This is a genomic window from Sphingorhabdus sp. (assembly GCF_029865925.1).
In the GTDB taxonomy this organism is placed as follows: Bacteria; Pseudomonadota; Alphaproteobacteria; order Sphingomonadales; family Sphingomonadaceae; genus Sphingorhabdus_B.
In genome coordinates this window covers 1-15,200 of sequence record NZ_JARXAI010000004.1, presented here as the reverse complement: position 1 = coordinate 15,200, position 15,200 = coordinate 1, and the positions used below count along the sequence as shown (strand labels likewise).

At 56.3% G+C, this 15,200-nt stretch carries 16 protein-coding genes and 1 tRNA gene; 8 read left to right on the top strand and 9 right to left on the bottom strand.

Features of this window, described 5'->3' with window-relative positions:
* Window positions 1–22 precede the first annotated feature (22 nt).
* The 4 genes from QE270_RS00295 (at window position 23) to QE270_RS00280 (ending at window position 4,821) form a co-directional block, all read left to right on the top strand.
* Window positions 23–1,141, top strand: coding sequence for a protease modulator HflK (locus tag QE270_RS00295; protein WP_300033681.1), 1,119 nt, complete (start codon window positions 23–25; stop codon window positions 1,139–1,141).
* Window positions 1,138–1,983, top strand: coding sequence for a protease modulator HflC (locus tag QE270_RS00290; protein ID WP_300033679.1), 846 nt, complete (start codon window positions 1,138–1,140; stop codon window positions 1,981–1,983). Before QE270_RS00295 ends, QE270_RS00290 begins: the two co-directional genes overlap by 4 nt.
* 104 nt (window positions 1,984–2,087) lie before the next feature.
* Window positions 2,088–3,575: a trypsin-like peptidase domain-containing protein gene (locus QE270_RS00285; protein WP_300033677.1), complete on the top strand. Its 1,488-nt coding sequence runs from the start codon at window positions 2,088–2,090 to the stop codon at window positions 3,573–3,575.
* Window positions 3,576–3,615: 40 nt separating this feature from the next.
* A complete protein-coding gene (locus tag QE270_RS00280) occupies window positions 3,616–4,821 on the top strand; it encodes a M20 family metallopeptidase (RefSeq protein ID WP_300033676.1) in 1,206 nt (401 codons plus the stop codon).
* Window positions 4,822–4,823: 2 nt separating this feature from the next.
* Here QE270_RS00280 and QE270_RS00275 read toward each other — a convergent pair whose 3' ends face one another.
* The 3 genes from QE270_RS00275 to QE270_RS00265 form a co-directional block, all read right to left on the bottom strand.
* Window positions 4,824–6,065, bottom strand: a complete 1,242-nt coding sequence (locus QE270_RS00275) for a dipeptidase (protein WP_300033674.1) — start codon at window positions 6,063–6,065, stop codon at window positions 4,824–4,826.
* Window positions 6,066–6,131: 66 nt separating this feature from the next.
* Window positions 6,132–7,706, bottom strand: a complete 1,575-nt coding sequence (gene nadB / locus QE270_RS00270) for an L-aspartate oxidase (protein ID WP_300033672.1) — start codon at window positions 7,704–7,706, stop codon at window positions 6,132–6,134.
* Window positions 7,707–8,624, bottom strand: a complete 918-nt coding sequence (locus QE270_RS00265; protein ID WP_300033670.1) for an ABC transporter ATP-binding protein — start codon at window positions 8,622–8,624, stop codon at window positions 7,707–7,709.
* Between the two features lie 94 nt (window positions 8,625–8,718).
* Here QE270_RS00265 and QE270_RS00260 point away from each other — a divergent pair, with 94 nt between their 5' ends.
* Window positions 8,719–8,913, top strand: coding sequence for a zinc-finger domain-containing protein (locus QE270_RS00260; protein WP_300033668.1), 195 nt, complete (start codon window positions 8,719–8,721; stop codon window positions 8,911–8,913).
* A gap of 22 nt (window positions 8,914–8,935) precedes the next feature.
* Here QE270_RS00260 and QE270_RS00255 read toward each other — a convergent pair.
* The 6 genes from QE270_RS00255 to QE270_RS00230 form a co-directional block, all read right to left on the bottom strand.
* Window positions 8,936–9,012: transfer RNA gene (locus tag QE270_RS00255), tRNA-Met, on the bottom strand.
* A 76-nt stretch (window positions 9,013–9,088) separates the two neighbouring features.
* Window positions 9,089–9,595 carry a 2'-5' RNA ligase family protein gene (locus QE270_RS00250; protein WP_300033666.1) on the bottom strand — a complete coding sequence of 169 codons (507 nt, stop codon included), beginning with the start codon at window positions 9,593–9,595 and terminating at the stop codon, window positions 9,089–9,091.
* A gap of 190 nt (window positions 9,596–9,785) precedes the next feature.
* Complete coding sequence (gene rplI, locus QE270_RS00245; protein WP_300033664.1) at window positions 9,786–10,463, bottom strand: 50S ribosomal protein L9; 678 nt, start codon at window positions 10,461–10,463, stop codon at window positions 9,786–9,788.
* A gap of 11 nt (window positions 10,464–10,474) precedes the next feature.
* The gene (gene rpsR, locus QE270_RS00240; RefSeq protein ID WP_143774744.1) at window positions 10,475–10,699 is read right to left on the bottom strand and encodes a 30S ribosomal protein S18; all 225 of its coding nucleotides are present in this window, start codon (window positions 10,697–10,699) and stop codon (window positions 10,475–10,477) included.
* A 3-nt stretch (window positions 10,700–10,702) separates the two neighbouring features.
* Window positions 10,703–11,152: a 30S ribosomal protein S6 gene (rpsF, locus tag QE270_RS00235; RefSeq protein WP_300033657.1), complete on the bottom strand. Its 450-nt coding sequence runs from the start codon at window positions 11,150–11,152 to the stop codon at window positions 10,703–10,705.
* Window positions 11,153–11,313: 161 nt separating this feature from the next.
* Window positions 11,314–12,708, bottom strand: a complete 1,395-nt coding sequence (locus tag QE270_RS00230) for a Mur ligase family protein (protein WP_300033655.1) — start codon at window positions 12,706–12,708, stop codon at window positions 11,314–11,316.
* A gap of 110 nt (window positions 12,709–12,818) precedes the next feature.
* Between QE270_RS00230 and QE270_RS00225 the strand changes: the two genes are divergently transcribed.
* The 3 genes from QE270_RS00225 to QE270_RS00215 all read left to right on the top strand — a co-directional run.
* Window positions 12,819–13,655 carry an LD-carboxypeptidase gene (locus tag QE270_RS00225; protein WP_300033653.1) on the top strand — a complete coding sequence of 279 codons (837 nt, stop codon included), beginning with the start codon at window positions 12,819–12,821 and terminating at the stop codon, window positions 13,653–13,655.
* A gap of 36 nt (window positions 13,656–13,691) precedes the next feature.
* A complete protein-coding gene (gene fabD / locus QE270_RS00220) occupies window positions 13,692–14,630 on the top strand; it encodes an ACP S-malonyltransferase (RefSeq protein WP_300033651.1) in 939 nt (312 codons plus the stop codon).
* The coding region (locus tag QE270_RS00215; RefSeq protein ID WP_300033649.1) for an enoyl-CoA hydratase-related protein at window positions 14,630–15,200 on the top strand (571 nt) is incomplete at its 3' end. The genes fabD and QE270_RS00215, both read left to right, overlap by 1 nt.

Below are 15,200 nucleotides of genomic sequence, written 5' to 3'. Positions count from 1 at the left end.
AAACCATTCCCATATATATTTTATGAGCAAGAAAATTGACGATCAGGGAACGGTAATTTTGGCAACAAATGGCAAAGGACCGTGGGATTCATCAGATCCTACGGATATTGGAACGACTAGCGATCCAAGCGGACGCGGCGGTGAATCAAAACAAGATCCCGTCAACCCATGGGATCCAACACCCGACCCGGCCGCGCGCACGCGCGGACGTGGTCCTTCGCTCGAAGAAATGCTGCGCGGGAAAGGCGCTGGATTTGGCGGCTTACCCAAACGTCCCAACGGCAAAAGCTGGTTTCCCCTCATCATCGGCGCCTTTCTTGCGCTGTGGCTTGTGTGGACAAGCATCCACCGAATTGGTCCGGAGCAAGAGGGTGTTGTCATGCAACTGGGCAAATATGCGCGCACAGTTCAGCCGGGCATCCAGTTTACCCTACCCGCACCGTTCGAAAACATAACAAAGATCGACACAAAACAGATCCAGACGACTTCGATCGGGTCGCCCAAGCCAAGCAGCGAAAATCTGGTTCTATCGAAGGATCAGAGTATCATCGACATGGCGTATGATGTGCGGTGGTCGATCAAAAATCCATCGCTGTATCTGTTCCAACTCGACAATCCCGACGGCACCGTAAAAGAGGTCGCGGAGAGCGCTATGCGTGCTTCGGTGGCCAATTATGACCTGACGCAAGCTATCGGCCCTGGCCGGGGTGCAATTGAGCTTGAAGTGCGCCGCCGGATGCAGCAAGTGCTTGACGAATATCGGGCCGGCGTTTTGATCCAGAGCATCTCCATACGCCAGTCGGATCCTCCACCCGAAGTAACCGACGCGTTCCGTGAAGTGAACGCTGCGCAGCAACGCCGCGAAAGTTATCTCAACGATGCCCGCGCGTATGCAAGCCGGGTAACCGAACTTGCGTTGGGTGAAACTGCGGAGTTCGACAAAATCTATGTGCAATATAAACAGGCGCCTGAGGTCACTAAGCGCCGTCTATATTATGAAACCATGGAACAGGTGCTGGGCAAGGTTGACAAAACGATCGTAGAGACCGGCGGTGTGAATACTTATCTCCCACTTCCAGAATTCCAGAAAAAGGCGGCTCAAAAAACCGAGCCCGTAGTCGTGACAGGGAACAAGCAATGATTAGCACATTCCTGCGAAACCCAATGTACCTCGCATTATCCGTAATCGCCGCGCTCATCCTTATGAGCATGTCCATTAATGTAGTGCCCGAAACGCAGCAGGCCATCATCAGCAGCTATGGTAAGGTTGATCGGATCGTAAACCCCTACAAAACGGGTGAACAATTTGGCGAAACGCGCGCCGGGCTCACCTTCCGCATCCCGTTGGTTGAACAAATCCAGATCATCGACAAGCGCGTGTTGAGCGTTGAGATGGAGCAGCAAGAAGTGCTGTCTACCGACCAATTACGACTTCAGGTGGATGCGTTTGCGCGCTTTCGTATTACCAAGCCTGCGCAAATGTATCGGACAATTCGTACCGAAGATCGTTTGCGGGACCAGTTGCGCACGATTTTAGGATCGTCGCTGCGCAACGAGCTGGGTAAGCGCACTTTTGTAGCATTGCTGAGCGCCGAACGCGGTGAAGTTATGGAAAATATCCAGACCGCGTTGAACCGCGAAGCCAGCAAATATGGCGCAGAGGTTATTGATGTCCGCATCAAACGTGCCGATTTGCCCGCAGCAACTTTGCAGTCGGCCTACAACCGCATGCGAAGCGCCCGAAATCAGGAAGCCATCGCCATCGACGCCGAGGGCCAGAAGGAAGCGCAGATCATCCGCGCTGACGCCGAGTCAGAGGCCGCCCGCATCTACGCGATAAGCTATGGCAAGGACCCAGGATTCTATGATTTCTATCGCGCAATGCAGAGCTATCGTCAGACGTTCCAAAATGGCGAAGGTTCAAGCAACATTATATTGTCACCGCAAAATGCGTATCTGGAGAAATTCCGTAACGGACGTTAGTAGATATTAGGACATCCATTCAATTGGCGTTAAGCTTTGCCACGCCATCGAAGGGCTGATTTTCGGGCCAATTGCCCATTGAATAGACGAAGGGAATTATATCCGTGCGTTACGCTTATGCAGTTACCACCGCGCTCTTGATGGCGGGCAGCACAGTCGCTCTGGTTAATGACAACCCTGTCACCGCACAGACTGGCCTTGCCGTTTCAGAACAGGCCAATCTTGCACCCGGCGGGGCACCGGCAACCTTTGCAGACCTCGCAGCGCAGTTGCAGCCAGCCGTTGTCAACATCGCCACGCGTCAAAAGGTGCAGGTAGCCACCAGCCTCAACCCGTTGACCGGCGAACGCCGGCCAGTGACGCAAGAGCAGGCCAGTGGCGGATCGGGCTTTCTGATTTCAAGCGACGGTTATATCGTGACCAACAACCACGTAATCGTCGGGGGCCCGGCTGGTGACGCCGTTGACCGCGTCACGGTCACTTTGTTCGATGGCAAAGAATATGAGGCCGAAATCGTTGGCCGCGACCCATCTTCGGATGTGGCCTTGCTGAAAATCCGCGCAACTGGACTGCCCTTTGTCAAAATGGCAGATTCCAAAAAAAGCCGCGTTGGTGACTGGGTCATCGCCATCGGTAACCCCCTTGGTTTGGGCAACACGGTAACTGCGGGAATTATTTCTGCGCTTCAGCGCAACATCGGCGCCGGTGGGGCGTATGACCGATTCATTCAAACGGACACCGCGATTAACCCGGGTAACTCCGGCGGACCTTTGTTTAACCTGAAGGGTGAAGTTGTCGGCATCAACAACCGCCTAATTTCGCCAGTAGGTGCCAATATCGGCGTTGGCTTTGCTATTCCTGCTGATGAAGCCATTCCGGTGATTGAATCGTTGAAAAAGGGCGTCCGTCCGGAACGCGGCTATCTCGGTATCAGCATCACCCCCGTCAGCGAAGATCTTGCCGATGCGCTTGGCCTTGAAAAAAATCGCGGTGAATTCGTCGCACGCGTTGTCGCTGGCGAGGGCGCTGATAAGGCTGGTCTTAAGGAAGGCGACATCGTCTTGCGCGTCGACAGCCGCGAAGTGACCCCCGAAGCCACCCTGTCTTACATCGTGGCCAACATTAAACCTGGCACACGAATTCCGCTCGACATCTTGCGCGAAGGCAAGCCGTTGAAGCTGACTGCAACTATCGGCGCACGTCCTCCGGAGGAAAAGCTCGCCCAAAGCAACTTCAATCCGGAAGAAAACAAGGACTTCGACAAACAAACCGATACGCCCGATTCCAAGGTCATCCGTGACAAGCTTGGCCTCAGCGTCATTCCGCTCGACGCGGAAATAGCGCGGGCGCTCGGTATGACCGCTGATGTCAAAGGCATCGTTGTCGACGTTCCCGGCGCAGGCACAGCTGCGCAGGTTGGTTTGCGTCGCGGCGATGTAATCGTCTCGGCCAATTACAAACCTGTTACCACAGCCGCTGGTCTCGCAACCGCCGTGAAGGAAGCGCAGGCCGCAGGTCGCGGGGCGATCTTGCTTGGCGTCAAACGGCGCGGGGCAGCCACGCAATATGTGACCGTACGCTTAGAGGACTAAAGACTGTTGTCGGTCGCGTCAGGCTGGTGCTAGATAGGTCATGGACTTAATCAGCACTGACTGGCGCGATGACGCCGAACACATTCTTCCCGACCTTGTCGACCTGCGGCGGGCCATTCATGCAGAACCCGAATTGGGTCTGCAGAACCCCAAGACGCTCGCAAAAATTAAGGCTGCACTTGCCGGCCTTCCGCTTGAGTTTCGGGAAGGGCTATCGACAACGGGTTTGATTGCAACCCTCAAAGGCCCTGCCAACGGCCGCACCGTGTTGCTGCGCGGCGATATGGATGCGCTGCCGCTGCACGAGGATACAGGACTAGAGTATAGCTCGCTGACCGACGGCGCGATGCATGCCTGCGGGCATGACACCCATGTCGCAATGCTGGTGGGTGCAGCCAAGATGCTATGTGCCAAGCGTGAGCAACTTGCAGGCACCGTCCAGTTCATGTTTCAACCTGGTGAAGAAGGCCATCATGGCGCGCGCTTCATGCTTGACGATGGCCTGATTGATCCCCTCCCCGATGCGGCATTTGCCTTGCACATCATGCCCAACGCGCCGCGCGGTGTGTTCAGCGGCCGGAGCGGGCCGTTATTGGCTTCATCCGACGTGCTAACCATCACGGTCAAGGGTGCGGGCGGCCACGCTTCAATGCCGCATGACGCCATCGACCCCATCCCCGTTGCCTGCGAAATCGTTTCGGCAATCCAGACAATGGTGACGCGCAAGATTTCAGTGTTCAATCCTGCAGTGATCACCATCGCCAAAATCTCGGCGGGCACGACGAACAATATCATTCCCGAAACAGCGCATTTGCTTGGCACGATCCGTACATTGTCGCCGCAGTCGCGCGCGCGGGCGGCCGAAGAACTGCACCGCCTCGCCCCGGGAATCGCCGCTGCGCATGGCTGTAGCGCGGAAGTGCATATTGAACAGGGCTTCCCCGTCACCTTCTGCGACGACCGCGCCGTCCAATTCGGCAAAACTGTGGTTGAAACTATGTTCGGCGCGGAAAGCTGGATCACGCTTGATACACCCATCATGGGTGCCGAGGACTTTGCCTATGTCCTCGAAAAAGTCCCCGGCGCCATGTTCTTCTTGGGCGCATCCCACGAAGGCGACGACTGGCGGTCCTGTTGCGGGCTACACTCCAACCGAATGATATTGGACGACAGCGTCATGGCCAAAGGAGCGGCGCTGCATGCCGCCATCGCAGAACGTTATCTGGCCGAGGGCTTTGCCGCATAGAATTATTTTTCCGCTGCCTTTTCGACACCACGCATGACGCGCAGGACATTGCCTTGCGCGATTTTGGCGAGGTCGGCTTTCGAATAGCCACGGCGGACGAGTTCGGCGAACAACGCGGGATATGTGGACACATTCTCTAGGCCAACAGGTAATTCATCTACGCCGCCGAAATCACCGCCAATGCCGATATGGTCGATGCCAGCGACTTTGCGGATATGGTCAATATGGTCGGCAACTTGCGCAAGTGTTGCCTTGGGCTGCGGGTGTGCAGCAATCCATGCATCAACGGAGGCTTTTTCGCCGGCAGGATTGCCTGAGAACTCGGTCTTGGCGCGACCAGCGACAGCCGAGCGTTGATATTCCCACTCCCGCCGTTCGGCCGATGTAAATCCGGGCACGAAGGTTACCATCACCACGCCGCCATTTTGCGGAAGGCGGCGAAGTACCGAATCAGGCACGTTGCGCGGGTGCGGCGTGATGGCGCGCGCATTGCTGTGCGTGAAGAGCACCGGCGCTGTGGTCTTGTCCAAAACATCTTGCATCGTGGCCTCGGACACATGGCTGATGTCGACAATCATCCCCAGCCGGTTCATTTCGGCGAGCACTTCAAAACCAAAGGGCGCCAATCCGTCATGCTTGGGCGCATCGGTGGCGCTATCCGCCCAATCGGTGGTCAGGCTGTGCGTGATGGTCATATACCGCGCGCCAAGCGCGTAAGTCTGACGAAGAATTCCTAACGAGTCGCCAATCGAATGGCCGCCTTCCATGCCGATAAGCGAAGCAATTTTGCCAGCTTTCATTGCGGCCTCAACCTCGGCCGCCGTTGATGCATAGGCAAAGCTATCGGGATAACGCGCTATCATCTGCCGCACGACGTCAATTTGCTGAATGGTGCGCGTCACAGCCTCATGCTTAGGCAAAGCCGCATCGACATAGACAGACCAGAATTGACCCCCAAGAAAACCTGCCCGTGCGGCGCGGATATCCGTATGCGTTTTTGCCAAACCATCGGCAGGCAAGGCGTTCAGGTCAAATTTGGAAAAATCGCGATCAAACACTTCCGCAATCTGGTGCGGCGTATCGTTATGACCGTCAATGATGGGGGACTTCGCCAACACCTGACGCGCAGTCTCTTCAGGCGTTGCCGCCATGGCAGGCGCAGCAAGCGCGCCCAACAATGCCAAGAAAGACACCTGCAAAAAACTGCGTAAGGTAAAAGCCAAAACGCTATTTTGAACCGTCATAACACCCTCCAATCATCCAGAATCGACTCTGCCTGATGTTGGTATCTGTAGGAAAGTGTTTTGTGCTTACGGTACCAAAATCGTATCGATCGCCGTGGTCGCCATCACTGGATAATCCAGCGTGAAGTGCAACCCCCTGCTCTCATGCCGCGAGAGAGCGGAACGGATGATGAGTGCGGCGACCTCAACGAGGTTTCGAAGCTCGATAAGGTCAGGGGTGACTCTGAAATGGCTGTAATAATCGCCGACCTCACTGCGCAACAGGTCAATGCGGTGCTGCGCCCGCTCGAGCCGTTTCGTAGTGCGCACGATGCCGACGAAGTTCCACATAAACTGGCGGATCTCGCGCCAACACTGCGCGATCACAACCTCCTCGTCGCTGTCGGTAACCCGGCTTGCATCCCAGTGCTGTATGGGGGGCGGTGGTGGCAGGCTGTCCCAATGCGCCTCGATATGCCGGGCACAGGCATCGCCAAAGACGAAGCATTCCAGCAATGAATTCGACGCCAGACGGTTCGCACCGTGCAACCCGCTTTGCATCACTTCGCCTGCGGCATAGAGGCCTGGCGCGTCGGTTCGACCGTCTATATCCACAAGCACGCCGCCGCAGGTATAATGCTGCGCTGGTACGACTGGGATTGGCTCCCGCGTGATGTCGATGCCAAGCCCAAGCAGCTTTTCGTAGATGTTCGGGAAATGCGTTTTTACAAATTCGGGTGGCTTGTGGCTGATATCCAGATGGACATAATCCAGACCATCGCGCTTGATCTCGGCATCATTAGCGCGCGCGATAATATCACGCGGCGCAAGCTCGGCGCGTTCGTCATAATCAGGCATGTAGCGATGCCCGGTTTTTGGGTTCTTCAGTATGCCGCCCTCACCACGCACAGCTTCGGTGATAAGGAAATTCTTGACCTCAAGATTGTAGAGGCAGGTCGGGTGGAACTGCATGAATTCCATATTCGATACACGACAGCCTGCACGCCACGCCATGGCGATGCCATCTCCGGTCGCGCCACGCGGGGCCGTGGAATATAGATATGCCCGGCCTGCGCCGCCGCTTGCAAGGATCGTGGCGCGCGCGGTGAAGGTCTCCACCTGCCCCGTCTTGCGGTTCAGCGCATAGGCGCCGTGGATTCGACCGGACGTTGAAAACCGTTCCTGATGTCGGCCAGAAATCAGGTCAACCGCAACCATGTCGGGCACCAGGATGATATTTGGATGTGCTCTGGCGGCAGTCTCAAGCGCTTGCTGCACTGCCCAGCCAGTGGCATCGTCGACATGGACGATCCGCCGATGGCTATGCCCGCCTTCGCGCGTTAGATGCCAGTCATTGCCCTCAAGGTTGAACGGCACGCCAAGCTTGGCTAACCGCTCAATCGCAACTGGTGCATTTTCCACCACAAATTCGACAGTCGCGCGGTTGTTAAGCCCAGCCCCTGCAACCATCGTGTCTTCGATATGGTTGGCAAAATTGTCGCCGGGTTCAAGCACAGCGGCAATCCCGCCCTGCGCCCAAGCCGTCGCACCATCAGAAATCGAACCCTTCGCCAACACCACAACTTTGCGCGAAGTTGCCAATTGCAACGCAGCCGTCAAACCGGCCGCCCCGGATCCAATGATTAGAACATCAGCTTCCATTTATGCAGTGCTCGTCAAACGAAGGAAGACGTCTTCCAAATCCGCTTCTTTTGTGGTGACATCGATAATGCCAAGCCCGAGGCCTTGTATCACCGACAGGACTTCGCCTGCATTCATCCGGTCTTTGTTATATGTAATTGCAATGGTCCGGTCGCCGACCAGCTCCGCCTTTTCAAAGGTTTCATGCGTTGGCGCGCTGGTCACATCGCGATCTAGCGTCAGCACCACTGCCTTTTCGCGGGCCATACCGACCAATTCGCGTGTTGGCTTATTGGCGATCAGCTGCCCATGGTTGATGATCGCAATACGGTCACATAATTGCTCCGCCTCTTCGAGATAGTGCGTGGTCAAGACAACGGTGACACCTTGACGGTTCAATTCCTGCACATAGTCCCACAATTGCTGGCGCAGTTCGATGTCGACGCCAGCGGTAGGTTCATCCAGCACGATCACTGGCGGCGCATGCACCATGGCCTTTGCCACCAACAAACGGCGTTTCATGCCGCCAGACAGGGTGCGGGCATATGCGTCGGCCTTATCTTCAAGCCGGACGGCCTTCAACAGCTCCATCGTCCGCCGCTTCGACTTAGGCACGCCATATAAGCCAGCTTGCAGCTCCAACGCTTCCTTGGGCGTGAAAAAGGGGTCGAACATGATTTCCTGCGGCACAATGCCAATCGATGCCTTTGCATTGCGCGGATGGGCGTCAATATCGAAACCCCAAATGGACGCGCTGCCGGATGTTTTCATGACCAACCCGGCCAAGATGTTAATCAGTGTAGATTTGCCTGCGCCATTGGGTCCAAGCAACCCAAAGATCGATCCTTGCGCAACGTCAAAACTGACATCGTCGAGCGCCTGTTTCCCCCCCGCATATTTTTTGGAGAGGTTCTTTATGGAGATAGCTTGTTCGGACATCCTCCTGCGATAGCGAAGGCGGGGTAGCAGTGCAATCACGCTCAACGCTTTCTGACCCGTTGCAGGGTAGCGACTGCTTTGCTAAGCGGCGCTCATGAACAAATATGATCCTGAAACCATCCGAGTACGTGAACCGCGTGTAGCCTGCGATGGCAGCGGAGATATCCCAGCCGCGTTGGGTCATCCGCGCGTGTGGCTCCAGATTGATGAAAAAGGCTATGTCGACTGCGGCTATTGCGACCGGCATTTTATCCTGGTTGGCGGCCCCGCCGATACCGGGAAAGCTTAGGCGCCTGCGGACGCCAATGAAATGGTAGCGAAGGAGGGACTTGAACCCCCGACCTATGGATTATGATTCCACCGCTCTAACCAGCTGAGCTACTTCGCCATCCTAGCGTGAATCCCAGCATTTGCGGGGAAGCACGCGGCGCTATAAGCGCGGGGTTTGAACGGGTCAAGCATTGTCAGCCGCGAAATGCCCATCTGCCAATTTGCTCCCATGGCCCGCCGCGATAATAATGCGCGGACAGACCGGAAATGTCCAAAGGTCGGGGACGAAATGTTGACGACAGATGGGTATGAAGCGCTTTGGCGACCGGAAGCTCAACCTTGTTCTGGACGGTTATATGCAATTTGGGCGACGCCTCATCCTGCGGGATTAAAAGTCCGCGAAATGCATCTGCAAGCTCCTCACGTAGACTCAGCAATTCGGGGCTATCGACCTGAAATGCGACTGCCGTGCCCAGCAGCTTTATATCAGTGAGACGCGCAACAGGCGCAGGATAATCCGCAACAAGCGCCGCCAAACGCGACTTTATCTCCGGCAAGTGGCTTGGCGGAAGGTGATGAAACAGCGTGATATGCGCATCGACAAAATTGCGCTCCATGGGAAAATACGCGCGGCGCAATCCATTGGCCCATGCTTGGTCGGACTTACCCATTTCGGCGGTGATGATGATGGGTGCGGTCACTGCTGTGCTGTAAACCAAACGGCCTGATGCTGCCACTGCCCACTTTGTATCTCGCCCAACTATAGCACGACCCGTCACCTTGGGGCGGTTTAGAACCCCGAACCAACAGTATTACGGTATCGCTTAACCCAACAAAAAAGCCGCCCTGTCTTAAAACAAGGCGGCTTTTTGTATGCGGCAGTCGAAAACTTTATGCTTCGTCGCTTGCCTCAGCAGAAAGGCCGGCAGCTTCAGCAGCAGCCTTGTCGGCAGCTTGCTCTTCGCGGCGCTTTGCGTTGGCAGCGGCTTCCGCAGCGTCGGCGACGTCAGATGCAACTTCGGCTTCAACCTGAGCTTCAATTGCTTCAGCAGCAATCTCGGCCTGTTCGGCTTCGAACATCTGGTCGAGAACGTTAACGCCGTCCTTCTGCAATTCAGCTTCGTCATCTGAACGGGCCACATTGACCTGAACATTAACGCTAACTTCGGGGTGCAGAACAACTTTGACACCGAAAATGCCTAGCGTTTTGATTGGGCGTTCAAGCACGATCATGCCTTTGGTAACCTTGGCGTCCTGGGCGACCAGACCGTCAACGATATCCTTGACTGAGACCGAACCATAAAGCTGGCCAGTTTGCGAAGCTGCACGGATCAGAATGATCTGCTTGCCTTCGACACTGCCCGAAGCTTTTTGCGCTTCATCGCGGCGGCTTGCGTTATCGCTTTCAATTTTCGCGCGGTTCGCTTCGAAAACCTTCCGGTTGGCGGCGTTCGCACGGAGCGCTTTTTTGTTTGGCAGCAGGAAGTTACGGGCATAGCCGTCCTTCACGGTGACAACGTCACCAATTGCACCAAGCTTTTCAACGCGCTCGAGAAGTATGATATCCATGTTTTCGGCTCCTACTTCACGATGTACGGCAGAAGGCCGATGTGACGGGCGCGCTTGATAGCTTGGCCCAGTTCACGTTGCTTCTTTGCCGATACGGCGGTGATGCGCGACGGGACAATCTTGCCACGCTCTGAAATATAACCCTGAAGCAGGCGTACATCTTTATAATCGATCTTCGGCGCATCTTTACCCTGGAATGGGCAGGACTTGCGGCGACGGAAAAACGGACGTGCCATAATTTAAGCCTCCTGCTCTGCACGGGGTGCGCGATCGGGGCGGTCGCCACGATCTGGACGAGGGGCGCCGCGATCACGGTCGCCGCCGCCAAATCCAACACGTTCGCCGCGTTCGCTGCGCTCTGGACGGTCGCTCTTGCGCATCATGACCGATGGCCCCTTTTCATGCTCGTCAACGCGGACGGTCATGTAACGGATGATGTCTTCGTTCATGCGTGTCTGACGCTCGAGTTCGGCGATGGTGTCGCCAGAAGCATCGATGTCGAGCATTACGAAATGCGCTTTGCGGTTTTTCTGAATTTTGTAGGTCAATGTGCGAAGACCCCAAGTTTCGGTCTTTACGACCTTGCCCTTATTGTCTTCCACAATCTTCGTGGCAGCTTCTGCCAGCGCGTCTACTTGGGCCTGTGAAAGGTCTTGACGCGCCAAAAATACATGCTCGTACAGAGACATGGGCGTTTCCTTGTTCCTACCGATCGCTGACGCAGCACCATGCATACGCCCCTCCGGCCTTCTTCGTATTCACCGAGGTTACCCCAAGCGAAGTGGGTCGCTTAGGTGGGATTTACAGGAAAAGCAAGCGATTCCCCGGATTGCGAATAGGGTTGGACGCCCTAGCGCCCCAGTCGCTGCAATATATCCGCCGCAAACCCGCTCAACGTATCATCCCGTGCACCCATTATGACGATGCGGTCACCGGGCCTCGCGATTTCCAATATACGGTTGCCGCAGTCCTCGCGGCTGGGGATATATTCGGCGTTGCGGCCAGCAGCCGTGACCGCGTCGGTGATGCTTTGGCTACCCGTGGTTTTGTCCACCGTGCCGCCGAAATAGACTGGGTCGCAAAGGATGAGGTGGTCGTTCTCGCCAAGCAGGTTAGCAAATACGCCAGCAAGTTCCGCGCCCATGACGCGGATGGGGCCGTAACCATGTGGTTGGAAAAAGGCGATGATGCGCCCGGGAAAGGCCTTCAGCGTCGCGAGGGTTGCGGCAATCTTGTCGGGGTTATGGCCAAAATCATCGATGACCGTGATGTCATTGGCGGTGCCGACAATGTCAAAACGGCGCGCAAGGCCGCAGAAACGCTCTACGCTGCGCACCGCTTGCTCTACAGGCACGCCAAGCGCGACGCTTGCGGCAATAGCGGCAAGCGCGTTGGCGATATTGTGCCTGCCGGGTACAATTAACGTCACGGCGCGGGTTTCGCCCAGCGCGTGGAGCGTGAAGCTGCTTCCAAGTGGGAGGTTAATGATGTCAGTTGCGCAAAACGCTGAGCCGGCTCCAAATCCGAAACTTACCGCGCCAGACAGGTTCATCGGCGCAATGAGCGCGGCCGTTTCCGCGTCGTCGGCGTTCCAGACACAGACTTTTGCCCTTTTGGCAAAGTCGCCAAACAACTGACGCAATTCTTCAAGCGTTTTATGATCCAGACTGACATTGTTCAGAACCGCCACCTCGGGCGTGAACAATGCAATCGATCCATCGCTTTCATCGACTTCGCTGACGAAGACATTGCCCTGCCCTACCCGCGCACTGGCAAAGGGGGTATCATCAGCAACGAAATTTTTCATCACTGCGCCGTTCATGATGGTGGGATCACGGCCGGCGTCCGTCAATATCCAGCCGATCATGCCGGTTACCGTCGATTTTCCGCTCGTTCCACCCACCGCAACGCTGCGCGGTGCGGCGTTGAACAAGTCTGCGAGCAATTCGGCGCGTGTCATACGGATACAGCCAAGCGCATTGGCCTTGGCGATATCAGGAACGCTGTCCTCAATAGCTGCAGAGGCAATGAGGACCTGGTCACCGCTGATGATACCGCTGCCATCTTGCGCAAACAGGTCAATGCCAAGGCTTTGGAGCCATTCGAATTTCGATCCCAGCCGGCCTTGATCCAACGCGCGGTCAGATCCGGAAACAGCCGCGCCTGCATCGCGAACGATGTTCGCCAAAGGCAACATGCCCGATCCACCAACGCCACAGAAGAAATAGGATTTGTTTTTGTGCATCAGTGGCGGTTATGGCCGGAAGATGATTTTAGCAATGGTTCTGTATAGCAATAACATCGTCACCCCCGCGCCTGCGCGAAAATGACGAAGTTTGAGGAAACGGGTAACTTATGAGAATAGGTATTTGCGCGCCGTCTACGCCGTTTACGCGTGAGGATGCGGCGCGTGTTACTGCGCTCGCAGCACATACCTATCCGACGGCCAATCTCATCTTCCATGACCAATGCTTTGCCGAGGATGGGCATTTCGCCGGGCCGGACAATGCGCGTATTGCGGCGTTTGTGGACCTTGCCAATAACCCCGCCCTTGAAGCTGTCTGGTTCGTGCGCGGCGGCTATGGCGCGTGTCGTATTGCGCAGGGCGCTTTGGCTGCGCTTAAATCGGCGGCAGGGGATAAAATCTATATGGGGTATAGCGATGCGGGCAATTTGCTTGGCGCGTTGTACGGCGCGAAGATTGGTCGTGTCTGTCATGGCCCGATGCCAGCCGACGTACGGCGGAATGGCGGCGAGGCAGCTTTGCTACGCGCGCTTGACTGGATGCTGCACGCGTCACCGCAGGCGCTTGAACCGCATGTGCTGGCGGGCGCAAAATATGCGGCGTTTAACCTGATGACGCTGGCCATGATGGTTGGGACGCCATTGATGCCAGACCTAAGCGACCATGTCTTAATGGTCGAAGAGGTAAGCGAATATCTTTACGGCTATGACCGCGCGTTTTTTCACGTCACCAGCCATCTGCGGTCCGTGGGACTAACCGGATTACGGCTTGGCCGGGTAAGCGATGTGCCCGACAATGACCGACCCTTTGGCGAGGACGCAGAGGAAATAGCAAAGCGTTGGTGCGCGAAAACGGGTATAGACTATCTTGGCCGCGCCGACATTGGCCATGATGCCGACAATCGCATCGTGCCGTTCGGGCTTGCAACATCAAGCGCTGCGCCATAGGCGGTTTGGCAATAACACAGACCGATAGGACTAGATATGCGCGCATTCATTTTCCCCGGACAAGGCAGCCAAGCCGTTGGCATGGGCAAGGCGCTTGCAGAAGCAAGCCCAACCGCCCGCGCGGTGTTTGAGGAAATCGACGAAGCACTTGGCCAACATCTGTTCCGATTGATGTGTGAAGGCCCGGAGAGCGAATTGACGCTCACCGAGAATGCGCAACCCGCGATCATGGCAAACGCAATTGCAACCTTGCGCGTGCTGGAAACCGAAGGCGGCGTGCGGTTGGTCGAAAAATGTCATTTCGTCGCTGGCCACTCCTTGGGCGAATATACCGCTTTATGCGCCGCTGGCGCGCTGCCGTTGTCCGTAACGGCGGCGCTGCTTAAGCTGCGCGGTCGCGCAATGCAGGCGGCTGTGCCTGTCGGCATTGGCGCCATGGCCGCTTTGCTTGGCGCGGACATAGAAAAGGCAGAAAGCTTGGCTGCAGCCGCCGCGGAAGGCGAAACCTGTACCGTCGCCAATGACAACGACCCATCGCAAGTCGTTATTTCCGGACATAAGGGTGCGATTGACCGCGCGATTGCGCTGGCAAAGGACCATGGCATGAAGCGGGGCATATTACTGCCCGTATCCGCCCCCTTCCACTGCCCGTTGATGCAGCCTGCCGCAGATGACTTGGCAAGCGCGCTTGCGACCACAACAATCCACGCGCCTTTGGTGCCGCTGTTTGCCAATGTAACCGCTGCGCCTGTTTCCGACCCCGATACCATTTCTGCGCAGTTGGTGCAGCAGGTCACTGGCCGTGTGCGTTGGCGCGAATCGGCGATTGCCATGGCCGAGGCCGGCGTTACCCATTTTGCCGAGTTCGGCGGTAAAGTTCTGTCCCCTATGGTCAAACGCAGCGCGGGCGAAGACATTGCGACCTCAAGCGTCATCAGCATGGATGGCATCGAAGCCTTATTGAAAGCGATATAATGACCGACCAAATTCTTCAGTCACGCGATGGCGGAATATTGACCATCACCCTGAATATGCCCGAAAAACGTAACCCGATATCAGATGTCGGTGTCGTGGACCAAATGTGCGACGCGTTCATGGCGGCGGATCAGGATATGTCGGTGCGCTGCGTTATTCTGACCGGCGCAGGGACCGTTTTTTCATCGGGTGGCGACCTCAAGCAGATGCGCCCTGATAGTGGCGGTTTGCGGGCAGGTCTGCCTGCTGAAACACGGCGTAATTACAAATATGGTATTCAGCGATTGCCCTTGATGTTTCAGGCACTTGAGGTTCCGGTTGTCGCAGCGGTCAACGGGGCAGCAATCGGCGCAGGGCTTGACCTGACAACGATGTGCGACATCCGCATTGCCGCGTCTTCGGCAAAGTTTGCCGAGAGCTTTGTGCGCTTGGGAATCACTCCGGGTGACGGCGGCGCATGGCTGTTGCCGCGGATTGTTGGTTTTTCAAAAGCCACCGAGCTTGCCTTAACCGGTGAAACCATCGACGCAGCAGAAGCTTTGCGCATCGGGCTCGTTTCCGAAGTGGTGG

Coding starts and splice junctions, on each gene's coding strand:
- rpsF (WP_300033657.1), bottom strand. CDS start 11,152: ATGTCTCTGTACGAGCATGTATTTTTGGCGCGTCAAGACCTTTCACAG.
- QE270_RS00260 (WP_300033668.1), top strand. CDS start 8,719: ATGAACAAATATGATCCTGAAACCATCCGAGTACGTGAACCGCGTGTA.
- nadB (WP_300033672.1), bottom strand. CDS start 7,706: ATGGAAGCTGATGTTCTAATCATTGGATCCGGGGCGGCCGGTTTGACG.
- fabD (WP_300033651.1), top strand. CDS start 13,692: ATGCGCGCATTCATTTTCCCCGGACAAGGCAGCCAAGCCGTTGGCATG.
- QE270_RS00275 (WP_300033674.1), bottom strand. CDS start 6,065: ATGACGGTTCAAAATAGCGTTTTGGCTTTTACCTTACGCAGTTTTTTG.
- QE270_RS00230 (WP_300033655.1), bottom strand. CDS start 12,708: ATGCACAAAAACAAATCCTATTTCTTCTGTGGCGTTGGTGGATCGGGC.
- QE270_RS00265 (WP_300033670.1), bottom strand. CDS start 8,624: ATGTCCGAACAAGCTATCTCCATAAAGAACCTCTCCAAAAAATATGCG.
- rplI (WP_300033664.1), bottom strand. CDS start 10,463: ATGGATATCATACTTCTCGAGCGCGTTGAAAAGCTTGGTGCAATTGGT.
- QE270_RS00225 (WP_300033653.1), top strand. CDS start 12,819: ATGAGAATAGGTATTTGCGCGCCGTCTACGCCGTTTACGCGTGAGGAT.
- rpsR (WP_143774744.1), bottom strand. CDS start 10,699: ATGGCACGTCCGTTTTTCCGTCGCCGCAAGTCCTGCCCATTCCAGGGT.
- QE270_RS00280 (WP_300033676.1), top strand. CDS start 3,616: ATGGACTTAATCAGCACTGACTGGCGCGATGACGCCGAACACATTCTT.
- QE270_RS00295 (WP_300033681.1), top strand. CDS start 23: ATGAGCAAGAAAATTGACGATCAGGGAACGGTAATTTTGGCAACAAAT.
- QE270_RS00290 (WP_300033679.1), top strand. CDS start 1,138: ATGATTAGCACATTCCTGCGAAACCCAATGTACCTCGCATTATCCGTA.